This is a genomic window from Amycolatopsis sp. WAC 04169 (assembly GCF_003947535.1).
Classification (GTDB): Bacteria; Actinomycetota; Actinomycetes; order Mycobacteriales; family Pseudonocardiaceae; genus Amycolatopsis; species Amycolatopsis keratiniphila.
The window spans coordinates 322481-340660 of sequence record NZ_QHJI01000001.1; the positions used below are offsets into that span (position 1 = coordinate 322481).

Annotated in this window: 15 protein-coding genes; 14 read left to right on the forward strand and 1 reads right to left on the reverse strand. The window is 65.9% G+C overall.

Annotated elements, in window-relative coordinates:
• The first annotated feature begins 2 nt into the window (after nt 1-2).
• From rplI to DMC61_RS01675, 14 genes are all read left to right on the forward strand, one after another.
• Entirely contained in the window at nt 3-458 is a 456-nt protein-coding gene (gene rplI / locus DMC61_RS01610) for a 50S ribosomal protein L9 (protein WP_005168124.1), read from the forward strand.
• 155 nt (nt 459-613) lie between these two features.
• Nucleotides 614-1018: a hypothetical protein gene (locus tag DMC61_RS01615; protein ID WP_063274122.1), complete on the forward strand. Its 405-nt coding sequence runs from the start codon at nt 614-616 to the stop codon at nt 1016-1018.
• Nucleotides 1018-1617 carry a DUF3558 domain-containing protein gene (locus DMC61_RS01620; protein WP_016338291.1) on the forward strand — a complete coding sequence of 200 codons (600 nt, stop codon included), beginning with the start codon at nt 1018-1020 and terminating at the stop codon, nt 1615-1617. Before DMC61_RS01615 ends, DMC61_RS01620 begins: the two co-directional genes overlap by 1 nt.
• 3 nt (nt 1618-1620) lie before the next feature.
• Complete coding sequence (locus DMC61_RS01625; protein WP_125686241.1) at nt 1621-2964, forward strand: PPE domain-containing protein; 1344 nt, start codon at nt 1621-1623, stop codon at nt 2962-2964.
• Nucleotides 2965-3234: 270 nt separating this feature from the next.
• On the forward strand, nt 3235-4032 hold the full coding sequence (locus DMC61_RS01630) for an ESX secretion-associated protein EspG (RefSeq protein ID WP_125686243.1): 798 nt from the start codon (nt 3235-3237) through the stop codon (nt 4030-4032).
• A 475-nt stretch (nt 4033-4507) separates the two neighbouring features.
• Nucleotides 4508-7123 carry a replicative DNA helicase gene (gene dnaB / locus DMC61_RS01635; protein ID WP_199749890.1) on the forward strand — a complete coding sequence of 872 codons (2616 nt, stop codon included), beginning with the start codon at nt 4508-4510 and terminating at the stop codon, nt 7121-7123.
• 223 nt (nt 7124-7346) lie between these two features.
• On the forward strand, nt 7347-7925 hold the full coding sequence (locus DMC61_RS01640; protein ID WP_125686245.1) for an SLATT domain-containing protein: 579 nt from the start codon (nt 7347-7349) through the stop codon (nt 7923-7925).
• The gene (locus DMC61_RS01645; RefSeq protein WP_125686247.1) at nt 7922-9214 is read left to right on the forward strand and encodes a nucleotidyltransferase; all 1293 of its coding nucleotides are present in this window, start codon (nt 7922-7924) and stop codon (nt 9212-9214) included. Before DMC61_RS01640 ends, DMC61_RS01645 begins: the two co-directional genes overlap by 4 nt.
• A gap of 274 nt (nt 9215-9488) precedes the next feature.
• A complete protein-coding gene (locus DMC61_RS01650) occupies nt 9489-10247 on the forward strand; it encodes a TnsA-like heteromeric transposase endonuclease subunit (protein WP_199749865.1) in 759 nt (252 codons plus the stop codon).
• A complete protein-coding gene (locus tag DMC61_RS01655; protein ID WP_125686249.1) occupies nt 10244-12394 on the forward strand; it encodes a Mu transposase C-terminal domain-containing protein in 2151 nt (716 codons plus the stop codon). Before DMC61_RS01650 ends, DMC61_RS01655 begins: the two co-directional genes overlap by 4 nt.
• Nucleotides 12394-13551 carry an AAA family ATPase gene (locus tag DMC61_RS01660; protein ID WP_125686251.1) on the forward strand — a complete coding sequence of 386 codons (1158 nt, stop codon included), beginning with the start codon at nt 12394-12396 and terminating at the stop codon, nt 13549-13551. The genes DMC61_RS01655 and DMC61_RS01660 overlap by 1 nt, the downstream gene beginning before the upstream one ends.
• Nucleotides 13548-15929, forward strand: coding sequence for a TniQ family protein (locus DMC61_RS01665; protein WP_125686252.1), 2382 nt, complete (start codon nt 13548-13550; stop codon nt 15927-15929). Before DMC61_RS01660 ends, DMC61_RS01665 begins: the two co-directional genes overlap by 4 nt.
• A 132-nt stretch (nt 15930-16061) precedes the next feature.
• Entirely contained in the window at nt 16062-16652 is a 591-nt protein-coding gene (locus tag DMC61_RS01670) for a hypothetical protein (RefSeq protein ID WP_125686254.1), read from the forward strand.
• A 225-nt stretch (nt 16653-16877) separates the two neighbouring features.
• Complete coding sequence (locus tag DMC61_RS01675; RefSeq protein WP_199749866.1) at nt 16878-17339, forward strand: NUDIX domain-containing protein; 462 nt, start codon at nt 16878-16880, stop codon at nt 17337-17339.
• Here the strand turns inward: DMC61_RS01675 and DMC61_RS01680 are convergent.
• Complete coding sequence (locus DMC61_RS01680) at nt 17336-18115, reverse strand: alpha/beta fold hydrolase (RefSeq protein ID WP_125686258.1); 780 nt, start codon at nt 18113-18115, stop codon at nt 17336-17338. The two genes, DMC61_RS01675 and DMC61_RS01680, sit on opposite strands and share 4 nt — an antisense overlap.
• Between the last annotated feature and the right edge of the window lie 65 nt (nt 18116-18180).

Genomic DNA, 18180 nt, shown 5'->3' on the forward strand with positions numbered 1-18180 from the left:
CAATGGCGAAGATCATTCTCACCACCGACGTCGCCAACCTCGGTGGGCCCGGCGACATCGTCGAGGTCAAGGACGGCTACGCACGCAACTACCTGCTCCCCCGCGGCTACGCCATCGTGGCCACCAAGGGCGCGGAGAAGAACGTGCGCACGATCAAGCGGGCGCAGGAGAGCCGTCGCATCCGCGACCTCGACCACGCCAAGGAGATCAAGGCGACCCTGGAGGGCCTCGGCGCCATCCAGCTGAGCGGCAAGGCGGCCGAGGGCTCGAAGAAGCTCTTCGGTTCGATCACCACCGCCGAGATCGTGGACGCGATCAAGGCCGCGGGCGGCCCGCTGCTCGACAAGCGCGTCATCGAGCTGAAGGACCACATCAAGACCGTGGGCAAGCACTCGGTCGGCGCCCGTCTGCACCCCGACGTCCGCGTCGACGTGCGGCTCGAGGTCAAGGCCAAGTAACACCGCTTCGGCACAGGGCGGGACGTCTCCATTCCGGAGGTGTCCCGCCCTTTGTTTTACGGGGAACCGCACCCCATCAGGCCACGTCTTAAGCTTGACTGGGGATCGAGGCATTATCGAGACTCGACGTCGAGGCACGGGGAGATCTGGACGCAATGGCTTACGACAGCAACGCCGAGCAGAACCGGCAGGAGAAGGTTTCGGTGTCCGCACCGGCCAACCCGGACAAGCCGGCGTCGGGCGGAGGCGGCGGCGGGTTCACCTTCGACAAGGACAAGATCGACGGCATCATCAAGAAGTGGACGGACCTGCAGGCCGAGCTCAAGCGGGACTACGCCGACGCGAACCTGATGGCGAACGTCAAGGCGCCCGGCAAGGAGTTCGCGAGCGGGGACTGGGAGAAGCTCGCCAACCCGTCGGGCAAGGCGTTCCTGGAGCAGAACCAGAAGATGCAGGACTACGTCAAGAACTACATCGACCAGCTGACCGCCGCGAAGCAGAAGATCGCCACGAACGAGGCCGAAACGCAGGCTTCGCTCAACAAGCACAAGGCCGTGTGATGCGACGTTCCCTCGTTCTCCTCCTGGCCGCGGGCGCGCTGGTCGCCGGCTGTTCCGGCACCAAGAACGGCACCGCCTCGTCGGAGCCTTCCTACACGACCGGGGCCGGCGCCTCGAGCGAGTCGAGCGGCTCGTCCGGCTCCGCGCCCAAGGTGTCGAACCCGCTGAAGACCTCGTCGATCGAGAGCGACGCCTGCGCCGCGCTTTCCGCGGCGAAGCGGACCGAACTCGGTCTCGGCGAAGGCGAGCGGCGGACCACGAGCGCCGGACCGGGCTGCTCGATCTTCGCCGCCGACGACAAGCTGAACCAGATCGAGATCAGCCCGGTGCTCGCGAACAAGAACGGCCTGAGCGACGTCTACGACACGAAGGCCAACAACGAGTACTTCGAGCCGACCGAGGTCGCGGGCTACCCGGCGGTGTACGCCGCGTCGCTCGACCACCGCAAGAACGGCAAATGCGGTCTTTTCGTCGGCGTGACCGACCAGCTCTCCGTGAACATCCTGGTGCAGTACGACAACGGACCCGGCGCGAGTGATCCGTGCCCGGTCGCGCTCAAAGTGGGGGAAGCGATGATCGAGACGTTGAAGGAGGGCTGACACGTGTTCCTGCTGCCGATCATCGCCGGGTATTCGGCCTACAACCTGGCGACCACGAAATCCGGCGACTTCGAAGCGTCCGGCGGCGATCGCAAGATCGACTGCTACAACATCTGGGAGAAGATCGTCACCGGTCCGGGTACCGGGTCGATCCAGGAGGGCCAGGCCGCGGCGACCCGGCTCAAGGCCGGCTACCAGGACAGGCTGACCACCATCGACAACCTGTCGAAGGAGATGGACGCCGCCTGGACCGGTAAGAGCGCCGAAGCCGCGCAGCAGTCGGGCGCGCATCCGCTGCGGGCGTGGATGGAGGACTCCGGCAAGAAGCTGGTGGACTCCGACAAGTACCTCGGCGAGCAGAACACCGCCTTCACCACGGTGAAGGCGAAGGTGCAGCAGGTCCCGAAGGAACCGCCGAAGAACAACCTGCTCAACTCCATCACCCCGTGGACCACCGACACCGACCGCGCGATCCGGGACTACAACCAAAAGGGTCAAGCGAATGTCGACGCGTTCAACGAGTACTTCAAGGCCAGCTCCGAGAACGGCAAGAAGCTGCCCACCTACAGCAAAATGGAGGGGCAGAACACCAACGTCGACGTCAACGGCGGCGGCGGAAACGGCAAGGACAAGGACGGCAACGGGAACGGCCAGGGCGACCGGAACGGGCACAACGGGATGCCGGGCATCTCGACGCCACCCGGTTCGATGCCGAGCATCCCCGGTTCGGGCACGCCGAACATCCCCGGTTCGAACATGCCGGGTATCGGCACGCCCGGCTCGAACCTTCCGGGCAGCAACCTGCCGGGGTCGAACCTTCCCGGATCGAACCTCCCGGGTTCGAACCTGCCCGGCGGGCAGTACAACCCGAACATCCCCGGCAGCAACTACAAGCCGCCGTCCTGGGACGACGGGACGAACGCGTCCGGCTACACCCCGCCGAAGATCCCCGGCGCCGGTGGCTTCGGCCCGGGTGGCGGCGGAGGCGGCGGTGGCGGTGGCTTCGGCGGCACCGACATCCCCGGCGCGGGCGGCTTCGGCCCGGACGGCGGCTTCGGTCCCGGTGGCGGCTTCGGTCCCGGTGGCGGAAGTGGCGCGGCCCTGCCCGGCAACGCGGGTGCGATGGGCGGCGGCGCCGGCATGGGCGGCGGCGCCGGTGGCGCCGGATCCGGAGCGGGCCGCGGCGCGGGCGGAATGATGGGCGGCATGGGCGGTATGGGAGCCGGTGGCGCCCGCGGGAAGGGCGGCGAAGACGAGGAGCGCAGCGCCAAATTCCTCGTCGGCGACGACCCCAACGAGATCTTCGGAACCGACGAACTCACCGCACCGCCGGTGATCGGCGAATAAGTGTCGGGGCGGAGCCGGCGCTATGGCGGAATACGGCACAGAATTGAACCCGCCTCGGCCGCAGGCCCCGCTATCGCGGTGGCAGGGCGCCTGCACCGCGGAAGGCGACTGGGAGTGCCAACGCGCGCCCTGCCGACGTCGATCGCGGTCGCGGGTTCACCGACGAAGGACTAGCTATCACGAGCAGGCCGGGCGCGTGCCAAGATTGGGGCCGCGCCCGGCTTGTCTTGTTCCGGGCTGGACGAACAGAACGACTAGGGGGCAGTTCCGGTGCTGGACAAACAGGTCACGATCACGACCGGCACCCTCATCACGCTGATCCGCCGCCGAGGCGGCGAACCGCACACGATCCTGTCGGAGACGCCGACCTGGTACGACGAGGACGCGCAGCGGGCCGAGGACGAGCGGACCAACGAGGAACTGGCGAGCCAGGGCCTCTTCGGCGCACGAGGACTGCACCCCGGTTTCAAGGCGACGCTCGAAGCGATCGCCAGGCCGGCGCTGGAGTACTACGGCTGGGTCGACGGCGGGTTCGAGGGCAAGGCGCTGAGCTTCAGCCTGCTCGCGGGAAGCGCCGGCGGCGAGGGTTTCGTGCTAGCCCGGCACAGCGAGCACGACGGTGTCGCGCTGGCCTCCGTGCGGCCCGAAGAGCTGCTCACCGAATTCCTCGACCAGATCCCGAAGCTCGCGCCGGGACGCGGCCGTCCGCTCGCCGTCCCGAAGAGTCAGGTCGAGGCTCCGCGTTCGTCGTCGACAGCGCAGGACGAGGGCTTCGAGGTGCTTCGCAGCGGGCGGCAGAGCACCGGGAGCCAGGAGGCCGACGAGCTTCGCCGCATCCTCGCGCTACGCCGTTTGGGGAGTGGAAGCCTCTACGTCGCGGCCCGCGGCCGGAGCGGCGCGCGGCAGCGGATCGAACGCCCGGTGAACTACATCGATACGACCGAGGGCCGGTGGCTGACCGAAGAGGTACCGGGAAGTGGCGAGCCGAGGATCGCCTTCACACCCGCCGACCAGCAGGTTCTCGCGGAACGACTACGGAGCGCACAGGGCAGGTTGTTCGCGTCCTGACTTCCGGCCCGTTCAGCCCGGCGGGTCACCCTTCTACCCTCCGTAGCATTCATCCACAGGGCACCCCTGTGCGCCCGCGTGCGACACGCCGAACGACGAGTTTTGCCCGACACGCCGTCGCGAGGTGAATAAAGTTCTCCACAGTCTCTCCACAGGGGCTGACCAGCGCTTTTGTCAGACCATCCCAGCGTTGCCCACAAGTTGTACACAGGGTTTCGGCCACCTGTGAAGGGATGCCCGCAGTCATCCCCAGGTTGTCCACAGGGCGGTCCCCAGGCGAAATTGCGCTCGTCCTTTCGGGGGGCCTAGCGTGCCCGCCGGGCCGGTACACACCGTGGTGGTCAACCGGCCGGGGAGGGGAAGACAGGGGAGGGCCCGAAGCCGCGGGAGGGGCGGACGGGCACGGGCGGATCGACCGGGGAAGTTCTGGCATAATCGAACGCGTGTTCGATGTCTTGAGGAGGTGGCAGCAGCGGTGGCGCTGACCGACGACCGCAATCCGATGTACGCGGAGTCCGACCCGGGTCCCAGCGACCCCGGTCCGCGTGGCGGCGAGTACGACCGCCAGCCTCCGCAGGACATCGCGGCCGAGCAATCCGTGCTCGGCGGCATGCTGCTGTCGAAGGACGCCGTCGCCGACGTCATCGAAGCCCTCGGCCCCGACGACTTCTACCGCCCGGCCCACCAAGCGATCTACGACGTCATCCTCGACCTCTACGGCCGAGGCGAACCCGCCGACCCGATCACCGTCTCCGCCGAGCTGGAACGCCGAGGCGAGCTGGGCCGCGTCGGCGGCGCCCCCTATCTGCACACCCTGATCGCGACGGTGCCGACGGCGGCGAACGCCGGGTACTACGCCGAGATCGTCTCCGAGAAGGCGGTGCTGCGGCGCCTGGTCGAGGCGGGCACCCGGATCGTGCAGTACGGCTACGGCGCGGCCGCGGCCGACGGCGCCAACATCGACGAGGTCGTCGACCGCGCGCAGGCCGCGATCTACGACGTCACCGAGCGGCGCACCAGCGAGGACTACGTCGCGCTGGAAGAGCTGCTCCAGCCGACCATGGACGAGATCGACGCGATCGCGTCGCGCGGCGGCCAGTCGCAGGGCATCCCGACCGGATTCGCCGACTTCGACGATCTGACCAACGGCCTGCACCCCGGTCAGATGATCATCGTCGCGGCCCGGCCCGGTGTCGGCAAGGCGCTCGCCCTGGACACCCCACTGGCCACTCCCGACGGCTGGACGACCATGGGCGAGGTCCAGCCCGGCGACAGGCTGATCGGCGCGAACGGCCGCCCCACGACCGTGGTCGCGGCGACCGAGGTCATGGAGGGCCGTCCCTGCTACGAAGTCGAGTTCTCGGACGGCACGGTGCTCCTCGCGGACGCCGAACACCAGTGGCTGACCGACACGAGGTCGTCCCGCCGCTCAGGTCGGTCAGCCCCGGAGGTGCGCACGACGGAGGAGCTGGCGGCCACGCTGCGCTGCCGAACAGCGGACGGACGTGCCAACCACTCCATCGCGACCACGGCTCCGCTGCAACTGCCTGAACGCGAACTGCCGCTTCACCCTTACGCGCTCGGCGCCTGGCTCGGCGACGGCCATTCGGCGAGCGCACGCTTCACGACGGCGGACCCGGAGATCATCTGCTACCTGGAAGGGGAAGCCGGTCTCCTGGTGGAACGCCACGCCGAGCTGTCGTACACCCTGCGGCTGGTTCCGCCGGACCCGGTGGAATACCGCCGTTGCGAGGTATGCGGCGAACCGTTCCTTCCCCAGACCTCCCAGGTGCGGACATGCGGCCGTTCCTGCGGCGGCAAGGTGCGTTTACAGAGCCCCCCGGTGCCCGCGCCGACCTGCCCCGACTGCGGACGCCCGTCGTCGGGTATGCGACTTTGCCAGGCCTGCCGCAACGAACACGGCAGTGTGCAGGCGATTCTCCGCACGTTGGGTGTGCTGGGGAACAAGCACATCCCGGTGGAGTATCTGCGGGCATCCGTCGAGCAACGCCGCGCGCTGCTGGCCGGCCTGCTCGACACCGACGGCACCGTCACCCATTCCGGCGCGGTTCAGTTCGCCGTGACGAGCAAGGTGCTCGCCGAGCAGACCCGGGAACTGATCGTCAGCCTCGGGTACCGCTGCGCGTTCACGACCAAGAGGGTCAAGGGGCGCAGCGAAGAGACCTCGACGGCGTACATCCTCGGCTTCACCACCCAGGACCGGGTGTTCTGGTTGCAGCGGAAACATCTGGAGCAGAAGGAGCGGCTCACCAACGTCCGCGTCCGGCCCCACCTCCGCTACGTCGTGGACGTCCGCCCCGTGGCGTCCGTCCCGGTGCGGTGTGTGGAGGTCGACGCTCCGGACCACCTGTACCTCGCCGGGCGATCGATGGTCCCGACCCACAACTCGACGCTGGGACTCGACTTCGCGCGTTCGGCGTCCATCAAACACGGTCTGACCAGCGTCATCTTCTCGCTGGAAATGAGCAGGACCGAGATCGTCATGCGCATGCTCTCGGCCGAAGCTCGGATCCGCCTGGCGGATATGCGCGGTGGTAAGATGTCCGACGACGACTGGACCCGGCTCGCGCGCCGGATGAGCGAGGTCTCCGAGGCACCGCTGTTCGTCGACGACTCGCCGAACATGACGATGATGGAGATCCGCGCGAAGGCCCGGCGGCTCAAACAGCGCAACGACCTCAAACTCGTCGTCCTCGACTATCTCCAGCTGATGACCTCGGGTAAGCGCGTCGAGTCGCGGCAGCAGGAGGTCTCGGAGTTCTCGCGGCAGATGAAGCTGCTGGCGAAGGAGATCGAGGTCCCGGTGATCGCGATCAGCCAGCTGAACCGTGGTCCCGAGCAGCGGACCGACAAACGCCCGATGCTGTCCGACCTCCGTGAGTCCGGCTCGCTGGAGCAGGACGCCGACCTCGTCATCCTGGTCAACCGCCCCGACGCCTGGGAGCGCGACGACCCGCGGGCGGGCGAGGCGGATCTGATCATCGCGAAGCACCGTGCCGGGCCGACGGCGACGATCACCGTGGCGCACCAGCTGCACTACAGCCGCTTCGTCGACCTGTCACACGACTAGGGGCGGGACTGTAGGTTCTCAAATTTGACTTCATTTTCTCAAAGCCGACTTCATCTGCACTTCATAAATGAAGTGACATTGAGACTAGAAGGAGCCCCCATGCCCGTTCCGAACCCTTCTGGCCCCATCTTCGACATCTACAGCGGCTCCATCACCACCGGCAAGACCACCTCTTGGTCGAGTACGCAGCGGGGGAGAAGTGGCGATAGAGCCAGCAGCTAAGGTGGAGCGAGAGGATTACCTGCTCGCGCAGGTCCGCGAGGCGTTCGGCCGGGTGGTCTACAGCCACAAGACCCACGAGAAGCAAGCGGACATCTGCTTCAGGCGACACCGGTGGCAACAGGGTGTGCTGGTTGCTTTCACGGCTGTAAGCACCGGCACGTTCCTCGCGTCCGTGCTCGGCGTGCTGGGCAACCAGGTCCTGACAAGCCTCGCGACCTCGTTCATCGCCCTCGTCGTCAGCGCACTGAGCCTCGCCTCCAAGAGCTTCAAGTTTAGTGAGGAGTCTGAGGCCCACCGCAAAATCGCCTCACGGCTGTGGGACGTACGCGAGTCGTACCTGTCGCTGATCGCCGACCTGATGTCCGGTGCGACGGCGCCTGCGGATGCTCGTGTGCGCCGCGACGAGCTCCAGGAGGCCACGCGTGCGGCTTACGCCGACGCGCCCCGGACCACGTCCAAGGCTTACGGCCGGGCGCAGAACGGGCTTAAGAACAACGAGGAGCTGACCTTCACCTCCCGCGAGATCGACCTGTTCCTCCCAGAGGCGCTTCGTCTCAATGAAGGTGAGGCGGGACGATGAAGGTAGACGAGATCTTTGATGCCCTGCTCGAGAACCTGAAAGTCGGCGATGCCAGCACCACCGTCGCCGCACGCCGCGACGAGATCACGAAGGCGTTGAACAAGGACTTCCGGTCGGTCGAGGGCTCAACGGCGAATCGGCTCATGGTCGGCTCCTACGGCCGGCACACTGCGATCCGCGGCATCTCGGACCTGGACATGATCTACATCCTCCCGACCAACCTGCGCTCGAACTACAGCAGCGAGACGGGACCGCGGAGGATGCTCAACCGTGTTCGGGACGATCTGACCGCGCGGTACCCGAACACCAACATACGCGTCGACCAGTGCGTCGTGCGCGTGCAGTTCACGAGCAACAAGTTCAAGTTCGAGGTGCAGCCGGCGTTCGAGAACAGCGATGGCAGCTTCGACTACCCCGACACGAAGGCCGAGGGCTGGAAGGTCACTAAGCCGCGCAAGGAGATCGCTGCAACGAAGGACTGCAACGACCGTACATCGACGAACATGCGCCACCTCGCTCGGATGGCCCGGGCGTGGAAGAACGCGAACGGCGTGGCAATGGGCGGCCTGCTCATCGACACGCTCGTCTACCGGTTCTTCTCTGCCACGTCCGAGTATGACGACAAGGGGAGCCTCTGGTTCGACTTCATGGCCAGGGACTTCTTCGAGTTCCTCATGAATGAGCCGGACCAGGACTACTACCTCGCGTTGGGAAGCAACCAGCGGGTCAGCGTGAAGAAGCGGTTCCAGCCGAAGGCGAAGAAGGCGTACAACCGCTGCCTCGATGCCATCGCCAACACGGGAAAAGCCTCCGCGAACAAGAAATGGCGCGAGGTGTTCGGGTCGGCGGTTCCGCTGGAGGTCACCAAGTCCGCCCGCTCGTTCAAGGACACCGAGGAGTTCATCGAGAGCCGGTACCCCGTCGACATTGGCGAGTCGGTCGCGATCGACTGCAAGGTCACGCAGAACGGATGGCGACCGGCATCACTCCGGGAGATGCTCAAGAGCAAGACCTTGCTGCTCCCGAACAAGGAGCTCGACTTCACCATCACCGAGTGCAGCGTCTCGTACCCGTACGAAGTGAAGTGGAAGGTGCTGAACCGCGGAGACGAGGCCGAGCGTCGGAACAACATCCGCGGAGAGATCGACTCGCCCAACAGTGCCGGCAACGCTCGGCACGAGCAGACCAGCTTCCGTGGCGAGCACATCGTCGAGTGCTACATCATCAAGGACGGGATCGTGGTCGCACGGGACGCCATCGACGTACCGATCAGCACCAACGCCGCTTAGGCGACCTGGCGCCGACGTCGCCAACACCAAACCTGCGCTAGCCACTACCGACGCCGCGGCCACCGGCCGCCATGACCTGCACTGCCCACCTCATCCATCGTCGCAGCCCCGAACAAGCCCGGGGCCTGTCGTTCGGCTGTATGGGTGGATTCAATGTGGGCTATACGGGTGTTCGTCCCCGACACACCGGCACAACTCGGCTCCGATACGCGGGCAGGTGCGAGGGTGCCTCCGCCCACGGCTGCGTGTGGTCGTGTCGATGGGACGGAGGAGCATGGCTGTCGCCGCAGAAATCCCGACTTCGATGACGGTCAGCTACCGGTGCGCGAACTCGGTGTCCGGCAAGACATCGGAGGCCACGCCGGAGAGAACCGAACCATGGACATTGGTCGGCCTGGACTCGGTGATTTCGGCATCGCCGTGGCGGACCTTCCGCTGGTACAGGGGCCAGCGGCACTATTCGGGTAGCTTCTGGTCGGCGACCGAACGCGATCTGGTGATCTATGAGTCTCGGCTGGAGTTGGCGCGGTTGCTGTTCGCGGACTTCGACAGGTCCGTGCAGCGCATCCTGGCCCAGCCATTCCTGCTGCGCGCCGAAGTCGCCGGGGCGCCGCGTAAGCATGTCCCGGACTACCTGCTGTTGACCAGCACCGGGCCGGTAGTGGTCGATGTGAAGCCGCAGTCGCGCGTTACGAAGCCGGACAACATGTTCGTCTTCGGCTGGACCCGGCAGGCGGTGGAATCACGTGGCTGGCGGTATGAGGTGTGGAGCGAGCCACCGCACGCGGAACTGGAGAACCTGCGATTCCTGGCCGGGTATCGACGGGATTGGTTGTTCGATCACGAGCTTCTCGCTGAACTCCGCGCTGCGGATCTCGACGGCACCACGTTGACAGCGGCGTGCCAGTCACTCCCGGATCAACCGAGAGCGATAGTGCGATCCGCCGTCCTGCATCTGCTTTGGCAACAGCACTTCACCGCCGACCTGACCCACCCGTTGAGCGGCAACCACGTGCTGAGGAAGGCGGCGTGAGCAACGCGGCGGTACGCGTGGGCGTCGGCACGCGCTTCTCCTACGACGGCGAGGTTGTCGAGGTGGCCGAGCTGCTTGCAACCACGGCTGGCAACGAAGTCGTGCTCAAGAACGTCGCCAGCCAGCGGATCATCCGAGTGTCCGTGCGGGAGCTGCTGACCTCAGACCGTGCTCGGATCATCCCGGCAGGCCCCGGGCCTTCCGCCGACGACCCGCAGGAGTTGGCGAGCGTGCTGCTGGCCGAGCTGACCGATACCGAGCGACAGCAACTACGGGAACGGGCCGCACACGTCCGTGAGGTCTTAACCGGGTACCGCTTGGGCATGGCCGAGCTTGCCGCAGAGGGCGAACCCCGCCCGGAGTTCGAGCCAAGCCTGCCGTTGACGACCCGATACCGGGCCAAGGCAGCAGAACTGAACGTCACCATGCGAACCGTCCAGCAGTGGGTGTCCGACTTTCACGGCAACGGCGAGGCCGGCCTGCTCCCCAAGAAGGATCTCACGAGAAACAGCGCAGCGGGCCGCGTTGACCAGCGGTGGGTGGACATCGCATTGGAGGTGATGGTCGAGCACACCGCCGAATCGAAGCCGTCCCGGACGATGGTGATCGACCGGACCAACGCCCGGGTCGTCGTGCGGTTCGGGCCCGATGTGGTGAAACTGCCGAGCCGGGCGACGGCGTTTCGGGTGTTGGAGGAGTTGGAACGGCGGCATCCGACCTTCCGGCTGAGCACGAAGCGGAACCGGGATATCGCCGACCGCTCGGATGAGGCGTATGGCAAGCTGCGGCCGACCCGGCCCGGTGAATACGTGCTGATGGACACCACCCGGTTGGACGTGTTCGCGTTGGACCCGGTCACGTTGCGATGGATCAACTCCGAACTGACCGTCGCGATGGACTGGTACGACCGGTGCATCGTGGGACTGCGGCTCACACCCGTGTCGACCAAGTCGGTGGACGCGGCCTCGGTGCTCTATCAGGCGTTTCGGCCGCCTCCGACCGGGCGGGACTGGCCCGCTCACGCGGTCTGGCCAGAACACGGCATCCCCCGGTCGGTGCTGTTGGACACCACCGCGATCGAGCGGCCTGGTGTCTCATCGCCTGCTGTGGTGCCGGAGACGATCGTGGTCGACCACGGCAAGATCTACGTGTCCGAGCATTTGACCAGCGTGTGCTGCCGGATGGGGATCTCGATCCAGCCAGCGCGATTGCGGACGGGTCGCGACAAAGGCCCTGTGGAGCGATTTTTCCGCACCCTGCGCGAGGCTCTGTTGCAGGCTCTGCCTGGTTACAAGGGACCGGATGTCCACTCGCGCGGCCTGAGCCCCGAGGGCGACGCGTTCTTCTTTCTCGACGAGTTGGAAGCGATCATTCGCGAATGGGTTTCGACGGTCTATCACCACAAGCCGCACACCAGCCTCGTTGATCCGCACCTGCCGAAGCTGCGCATGTCCCCGGCCACGATGTTCGAACACGGCATCGCCCGAGCCGGTTACATCGAAGTCCCCCGCGACCCGGACCTGGGCTACGAGTTCCTCAAGACCGAGTGGCGCACGATCCAGCACTACGGGGTCGAGATCGACGGCCGCCGCTACAACGGCTCGATCCTCAAGGGCAAGGACAACCAGACCAGCCCCTACACCGGGAAGGCCAGAGGACGCTGGCCGATTCAGGTCAATCCCGATGACATCACCCGTGTCTACTTCCGGGACCACGAGACCCACAAATGGCACACGCTGAGGTGGGAGCATGCCCCGTCACTGGAGATGCCGCTGAGCGGGGACGCTCTGCAATTCGCGCGCAAGCTGGCTGCGGCCAAATACACCTACCCCGACGACAAGATCGCGGTCGCTGACCTGTTCGAGCGGTGGAACGTCGGGCTGGGCCAGACGCTGCCAGAACGGCGGATGGCGCTGCGGCTGTCCCGCGAGCGGGCCACGATCGACCTCCCCGAGGACATACCCGAACAGACCGTGTCGACGTTGCCGTCGGTGGCCCGCGTGCTCGCGGCCACCCCGACCGCAGGCGACGCGGCGCCGGACACCGTTGATGAACCGGTGGCGGAAATGGGCGATGACGACGCCGACGACCTCGAAGCGCTAGATACCGAGGACGACTTCTACGCCGACGCGCTGGAGGACGTGTAATGACGACCCGTCAACTACCCGCGTCGGGCGAAGACAAGGCTGCGGACGGCCACGCGCGGCTGGACAACCTAACTCTGGCACGTAAGGAAGGCTGGCGCAGCTTCGTCACCACACCGACCCGCCCCCAGCCTGAGCCGTTGACCAGCACGAACCTGCGGCAGCTCAGCACGGCTGCGTTGGCCGACTACAACAAGCAGCGGCGTATCTGGCACGCCAACCTGGGGCCGATCAAGACCCCTCAATTGGCTGAGTTGCACGAGGACTTGTGGGACATCGTCGACAGCAACGCCCAGGACGGAGACAAGGCCAAAGGCGCGATTGCGATCGACGCGTTTCCCGGGTTGGGCAAGACGACCGCCGTGTTGGCGTTCGCCAAAAAGTTCCACCGTCGAGAGGTCGCCGACGAAGGCGAGTACACCGCCGCAGGCCATGAGCGGTGGCCAGTCTGCCGGGTCGGGTTGACCGGCAACACCGGGATGAAGGACTTCAATCGCGCCATGCTGGGGTTCTTCGCCCACCCTGGTACCGCGTCCGGCACCACTGCGGACTTCGCTCGTCGAGCTCTTGACTGCATGGTCTCGTGCGAAGTCCGTTTGCTGATCGTCGATGACCTGCACTTCCTGAAGTGGCGAACCAAGAACGGGGTGGAGGTCTCCAACCATTTCAAGTACATCGCCAATGAGTTCCCAGTGACGATGTTGTTTATCGGCGTTGGTTTGGAGGCGCGTGGCTTGTTCGCCGAAGGCGATTCGTATGCCGATGCTGTACTGGCGCAGACCGGCCGGCGGACCACGCGATTGGACGTACAGCCGTTCGCGGTCGATACCGAGACTGGTCGTCGGCAGTGGCGCCAACTGCTCCTTGCCTTAGAACAACGCCTAGTGCTGGCCGCAAAGTCACCGGGGATGTTGTCCGATGATCTGTCGGACTACCTGTTCTCTCGTAGCACTGGACATATCGGCTCGTTGATGACTTTGATCAACCGTGGTTGTCAGCGCGCTGTCCGAACCAAGACCGAACGCCTCAGTCAGGACCTGCTCAACGAGGTAAAGACCGATGCTGCCGCGGAAGCCGCTCGTCGCGAGCTGGAGACCGCCATAGACGCCCGTCGGATCACCACCGTCCCCGCTCGGGCTACCCCCGGCCGCGCCGGATGAACAGGCCACGCACGCTGCCGATCCGCGTCGCCCCCCTGCCCGGGGAGGCCCTGGATTCCTGGTTCACTGCCATCGCGCACCGCCTACACACTCCGCTAGGAGGCTTGCTGCCTCAATTGGGCCTCGGGCATCGCTCTCCAGAAATGCAAGTGAGCGCCCAAGACCTGCAGAAGGACTGGACGACGCTCCTTTTCCCAGCGGAACTCGCTGCGGTGTCCGCCGCAACGGGCGAATCAGAGAACAAGATCGAGGCAATGACGTTGCACCGCTTTGGCGGCGCGGTCGTCATCGACACCGCTCAAAGGAAAGTGAACCATTGGCTTCTGTGGGGACGCCAGAGAGGATCGCGGTTCTGCCCGGAATGCCTCGCGCACGCCGGCGGACGCTGGCAACTCTCCTGGCGGCTCGGTTGGTCTTTCGCCTGCATCCTCCACCGTCGGCTTCTGGTCGATGTATGCCCAGACTGCCGCAGAGTCCTACGCCGCCATCCCTTGTGGGCTCAGCCGCAGCCGGGCCACTGCGTCGAACCAGCTGAACCGGATGCGACCGGCCGTGACCCAGCCCGTTGCGGCGCTGACCTATCGACTGCACGCTCAGTGCAGTTCCGCGCGGATCACCCCGTGATTCAAGCTCAACAGGTCATCCTCGATCTCATCGAGCAGAGCGAGGGCACATTCGGCGTGTACGCCAGCAACCCGATCTCCGCATCGACGGCGCTGGCCGATCTGCGCGCCATCGGCGGCCGCGTCCTCAGCTATGCCAGATACACAGATCTTAAGAGGTTTCCCGAAGACCTGATGGCTGCCTATTACCGGGAGAACCCCTACCCACCTGGGACCGCGTCTCGCCGTGGCTTCATGGCACCGGCAGGCGCCGCAACCGCAGCCGTCGGAGCCACCGCCTCGGTGATGATCCTAGCCTGCGACACCGTGCCCGCCGCAGGCGAATCGTTACGCTGGCTGGTCGAACGGTTGCGCGACGACAGGCTCACGGCGACGCCGACTAGTATGGCCAGTTGGGGGCGTGGCACCAGCACAACCCTGAGAGCGGTGCAGATTTCTGCGATTGATCCGCTGCTCAAGCCGAGCGACCAATTGCGGTACTGGGTCGCCGCCAAGAACCCGGTTCGCGGATTCGCTGATCCACGCTCGCGTTCTCGGCGAAGCCGCGTTCCGGCGATGTTCTGGACCGCGTACGCCCTACGGCTACGACCAGATCTTCGCCTGTCCCTTCGCGCACTACGGCCAGCGTTGTCTGCTGCGCTCCTCCTCCCCGGCACTCGATACAGCCTGCACGACGCCTCGGAACTCCTCCGCGATGTACCCGATGCTCATGACGCCTCACGGATCCTCCAAAGGCTTCGCTCACATCCCTGCTGGCGAGACATCCTCAGCGCCTTGACCCGGCTCGCCGATCATTTGGATTCCGAAGGCAGCCCGATCGACTACCACCGCCGGCGGAGACTTAACTACAGCGACCTGCTCCCCGACAGCCGATGGCATGACATCTGCCGGAACACCGGATTCCCACCCGGGCGGAGTCGCGTCCAGCTCGCGCGATGCCTTCTGTTCGAGAAGATCAGTACGCTGCCAGTGAACCGTGCGCCAGCCTCATTTGCTGTCAGCACGTCCTATGCGCGTGATCGACTGCTGAACTTTGGAAGCCATATCACTCTGGAGGTCGCGCAGCACCTGGCCGAAGCCGCGCAAGACTTCCTTGCCCGCCATCGCATCAAGGGCGAGCCCGTGGACTGGCAGCCGCCGGCCGACCTCTTCGACGGTCTCGCCCTCCCCGGGCACGATCCAGACCTGATCGACATTCCAGCCCTGCATGACCTTGTCCGGCGTCGACACGGCTCCTTGAGTGACACCGCCGATCGTCTCGGAACCACCCTCGACATGGTCCGGCACCTACTGGACAACCATCCAGCCCCCACCGGCAGATTAACTGAGGCACGAGGCCGCGCAACTGGTCAGCAACGGTACGCAGCCCGCACCGCGCTGCCGAAAGAACTGCTCACTCAACTCTACGTAGAAGAGCATCGCACTCTGCGTGCCATCGGTGAGCGTGTCGGCGTCAGTCGCCAGACCATCACCAGACTGCTCGACGAATACGATATCGAGCGCGCACCACAGCGGAGGCCATCGAAAGCGATCGGCCACGAATGGCTCCATGAGCAGTACGTCAACCAGCGACGTACACTTCCGGAACTCGCGAGGGAGACCGGGATGAGCACCGCCAGCATGAACCGTTGGGCCAAGACCCACAACATTCCCCTCCGGCCCCGCGGCGGCGCGAGCCACCGGCGGTCATCCAGCCAATCCGAGCCTGGACCATGCCAGCGAGAAGCCGAAGCCAGCCAAGACGATTCGATCTGATCCATCGCTTGAGCCTGTCGAACGTGCGACTTGGCAAATACCAAGTTGACCGCAGACGTCTAGCCAACTGTGCACGTTCCCCCACAAAGAAGTCCGGGACATACGGCGGTAGCGCTGGATAGATTGCCAACTATGCCCTCTGGTCAGGTCTCGGTCTGGGTACCGATTGTCGTTGGAATTATTGGCCTGGTCGGCGTCGTCGCCGGCCAGTTGATCAACAGTCGTCGGGAAGACCGGCGGTGGCAGCGGGAAGCGGCCAGGGAGGAGCTGCGGCATCAGCGGGAGCGCGATCGCGTGGCCGCCGACCGCGCCCACGCGATCGCGCTGCATTGGTCGCAGGAGCGGAAGGACACCTACACCGGCCTGCTCAAAGAGTCCGACGAGTACCTGGGCACCTTGCTGAAGTATGTGGAGGCATTGGAGCGCAAGGAACCGACCGACGAGTTCGAGGCATATATGAGCCAGCGTCGCCAAGCTGCCGCGTCGTGCAGGGCGTCCGTCGACATCCTGGCATCGCCCCGAATCCGGGCAGTCACCGATGACCTGATGAGGGCGACGCTCGGCGCGCACATCAGCATCAGCACCGACGGGGTTGACAGACCCTCTCGGTCAATGGCCATGCGCAAGGCCGAGCGGGCTAAGGACACGTTCCTGCAGGAAGTTCGCGCGGAGCTCGGCGTGGACAATCCATCAGTAGACACTGTCTTGCCAGACCCGCTGTGATATCAGCCTGGCGGCCGGAACAGCCTGCAGCTGTCGGGTCGACCAGCGATATCGACTCAGCCAACTGGGGATCAACGCGATCCTGCACTGCCACCCCGAAGAAATGCCACGACACTGAGACTGATCTTGATGAAGCCGCCGTGAGACAACCAGCAAAACCGCAGGTCGCAGAAGATCAACATGTCAGGCGCGGTGGGACCCTACAGGGACCCGGACAATCCTCGGGTGCACAACGAGCCACCAAGGATCCGGGTAGCCGCCTACGTCCTCCGCTACAAGGCAGGCCTGCAACTCCTGGTCTTCGAGCACCAAGGCATGCCCGAAGCCGGCACGCAGGTCCCTGCCGGCGGGGTTCGCCCGGGTGAGCCCCTCGGCCAGGCTGCCCGGCGAGAAGTCCTCGAGGAAACCGGACTGACCGAAACGGTCGTCGTCGGCTCGCTGACCACCGAGGGCAAGGCACACCCGCATGACGGCCGACCGCGACGCACCACCTACTTCCAGCTGCGCGCGCCGGCGACCGGCCCGGACAGCTGGTGCCACCGCGTCGGCGGCGACGGGAGCGACGCGGGCCTGGTTTTCGAGTGCAGGTTCCAGCCGCTGCCCCTGCACGGCCCGCTCGCCGACCGGCAGGACGCGTGGCTCGGGTTGATCAGCCCGGAATTGGCCACACGTGCGGAAAGGGGCTAAAGCAAGAACTCGAAGACGTCCTTGGTGAAGCGCCGATCGCTCATCACGGTGTGGTGCCGCCGTCCCGGGTAGACCTTGAGATCGCCGCGGCGCGTCTTGTCGGCCACCCGCTCGGCGAGTTCGAGCGGGTAGAGGGCGTCCAGTGAGCCGGCGATCATCAAGGTGGGCGCGGTGATCTCGCCGAGCCGGTCTTCGATGTCGAAGGCGTCTTCCGCCCGCAGCATGGCCACCATGCCGTTCGGGTCCGCCGGGCGGCCGGAGGTCAGTGCCAGCAGCCCGGCCAGCAGAGCCCGCCCTGGCCGGGTTTCCGCGACCGTGGGCGCCAGCGCCATGGCCGCCGCCCGGTGCCGTCCGGCGGCCAGGAGGTCCGCGTATGCGCGCTGGACGCGGCGGCCGGTCGAGCCGAGCCGGGTGCCCGCGGCCCCGACCACCAGCCGTCGCACCAGGCCGGGGTGGTCGGCGGCGAACTGCAGCGCCAGGCAACCGGCCGTGGACACGCCGAGCACGTCGACCGGGCGGTCGAACCGTTCCCGCAGCTCTTCGGCGTGGTGGGCGGCGAGATCGGCCATGGTGACGCCGGGTTCGAGGCCCGGCCTCCTGCCGACCGTCAGCACGGTGAACCGCGCGGCCAGCGGTTTGAGGGACCGCACCTCCGCCCAGCGGGCGACGCCGGTGGGGTTGGCCGAGTCGGGCAGCACCGTCCGGAAAACCACGAGCGGGCTTCCCGTGCCGAACTCGAAGTACGGGGCGCCCCCGGCCAGTACACCTTCGCGCATGGTCACTCCTTGATCAGTCCCGCCGCGACGATGTCGATGAGCCGGTCGAGTACGGCGGGTAGCGC

Coding starts and splice junctions, on each gene's coding strand:
- DMC61_RS01680 (WP_125686258.1), bottom strand. CDS start 18,115: ATGCGCGAAGGTGTACTGGCCGGGGGCGCCCCGTACTTCGAGTTCGGC.
- DMC61_RS01660 (WP_125686251.1), top strand. CDS start 12,394: ATGACGACCCGTCAACTACCCGCGTCGGGCGAAGACAAGGCTGCGGAC.
- DMC61_RS01620 (WP_016338291.1), top strand. CDS start 1,018: ATGCGACGTTCCCTCGTTCTCCTCCTGGCCGCGGGCGCGCTGGTCGCC.
- DMC61_RS01650 (WP_199749865.1), top strand. CDS start 9,489: ATGGCTGTCGCCGCAGAAATCCCGACTTCGATGACGGTCAGCTACCGG.
- DMC61_RS01645 (WP_125686247.1), top strand. CDS start 7,922: ATGAAGGTAGACGAGATCTTTGATGCCCTGCTCGAGAACCTGAAAGTC.
- rplI (WP_005168124.1), top strand. CDS start 3: ATGGCGAAGATCATTCTCACCACCGACGTCGCCAACCTCGGTGGGCCC.
- DMC61_RS01665 (WP_125686252.1), top strand. CDS start 13,548: ATGAACAGGCCACGCACGCTGCCGATCCGCGTCGCCCCCCTGCCCGGG.
- DMC61_RS01615 (WP_063274122.1), top strand. CDS start 614: ATGGCTTACGACAGCAACGCCGAGCAGAACCGGCAGGAGAAGGTTTCG.
- DMC61_RS01670 (WP_125686254.1), top strand. CDS start 16,062: ATGCCCTCTGGTCAGGTCTCGGTCTGGGTACCGATTGTCGTTGGAATT.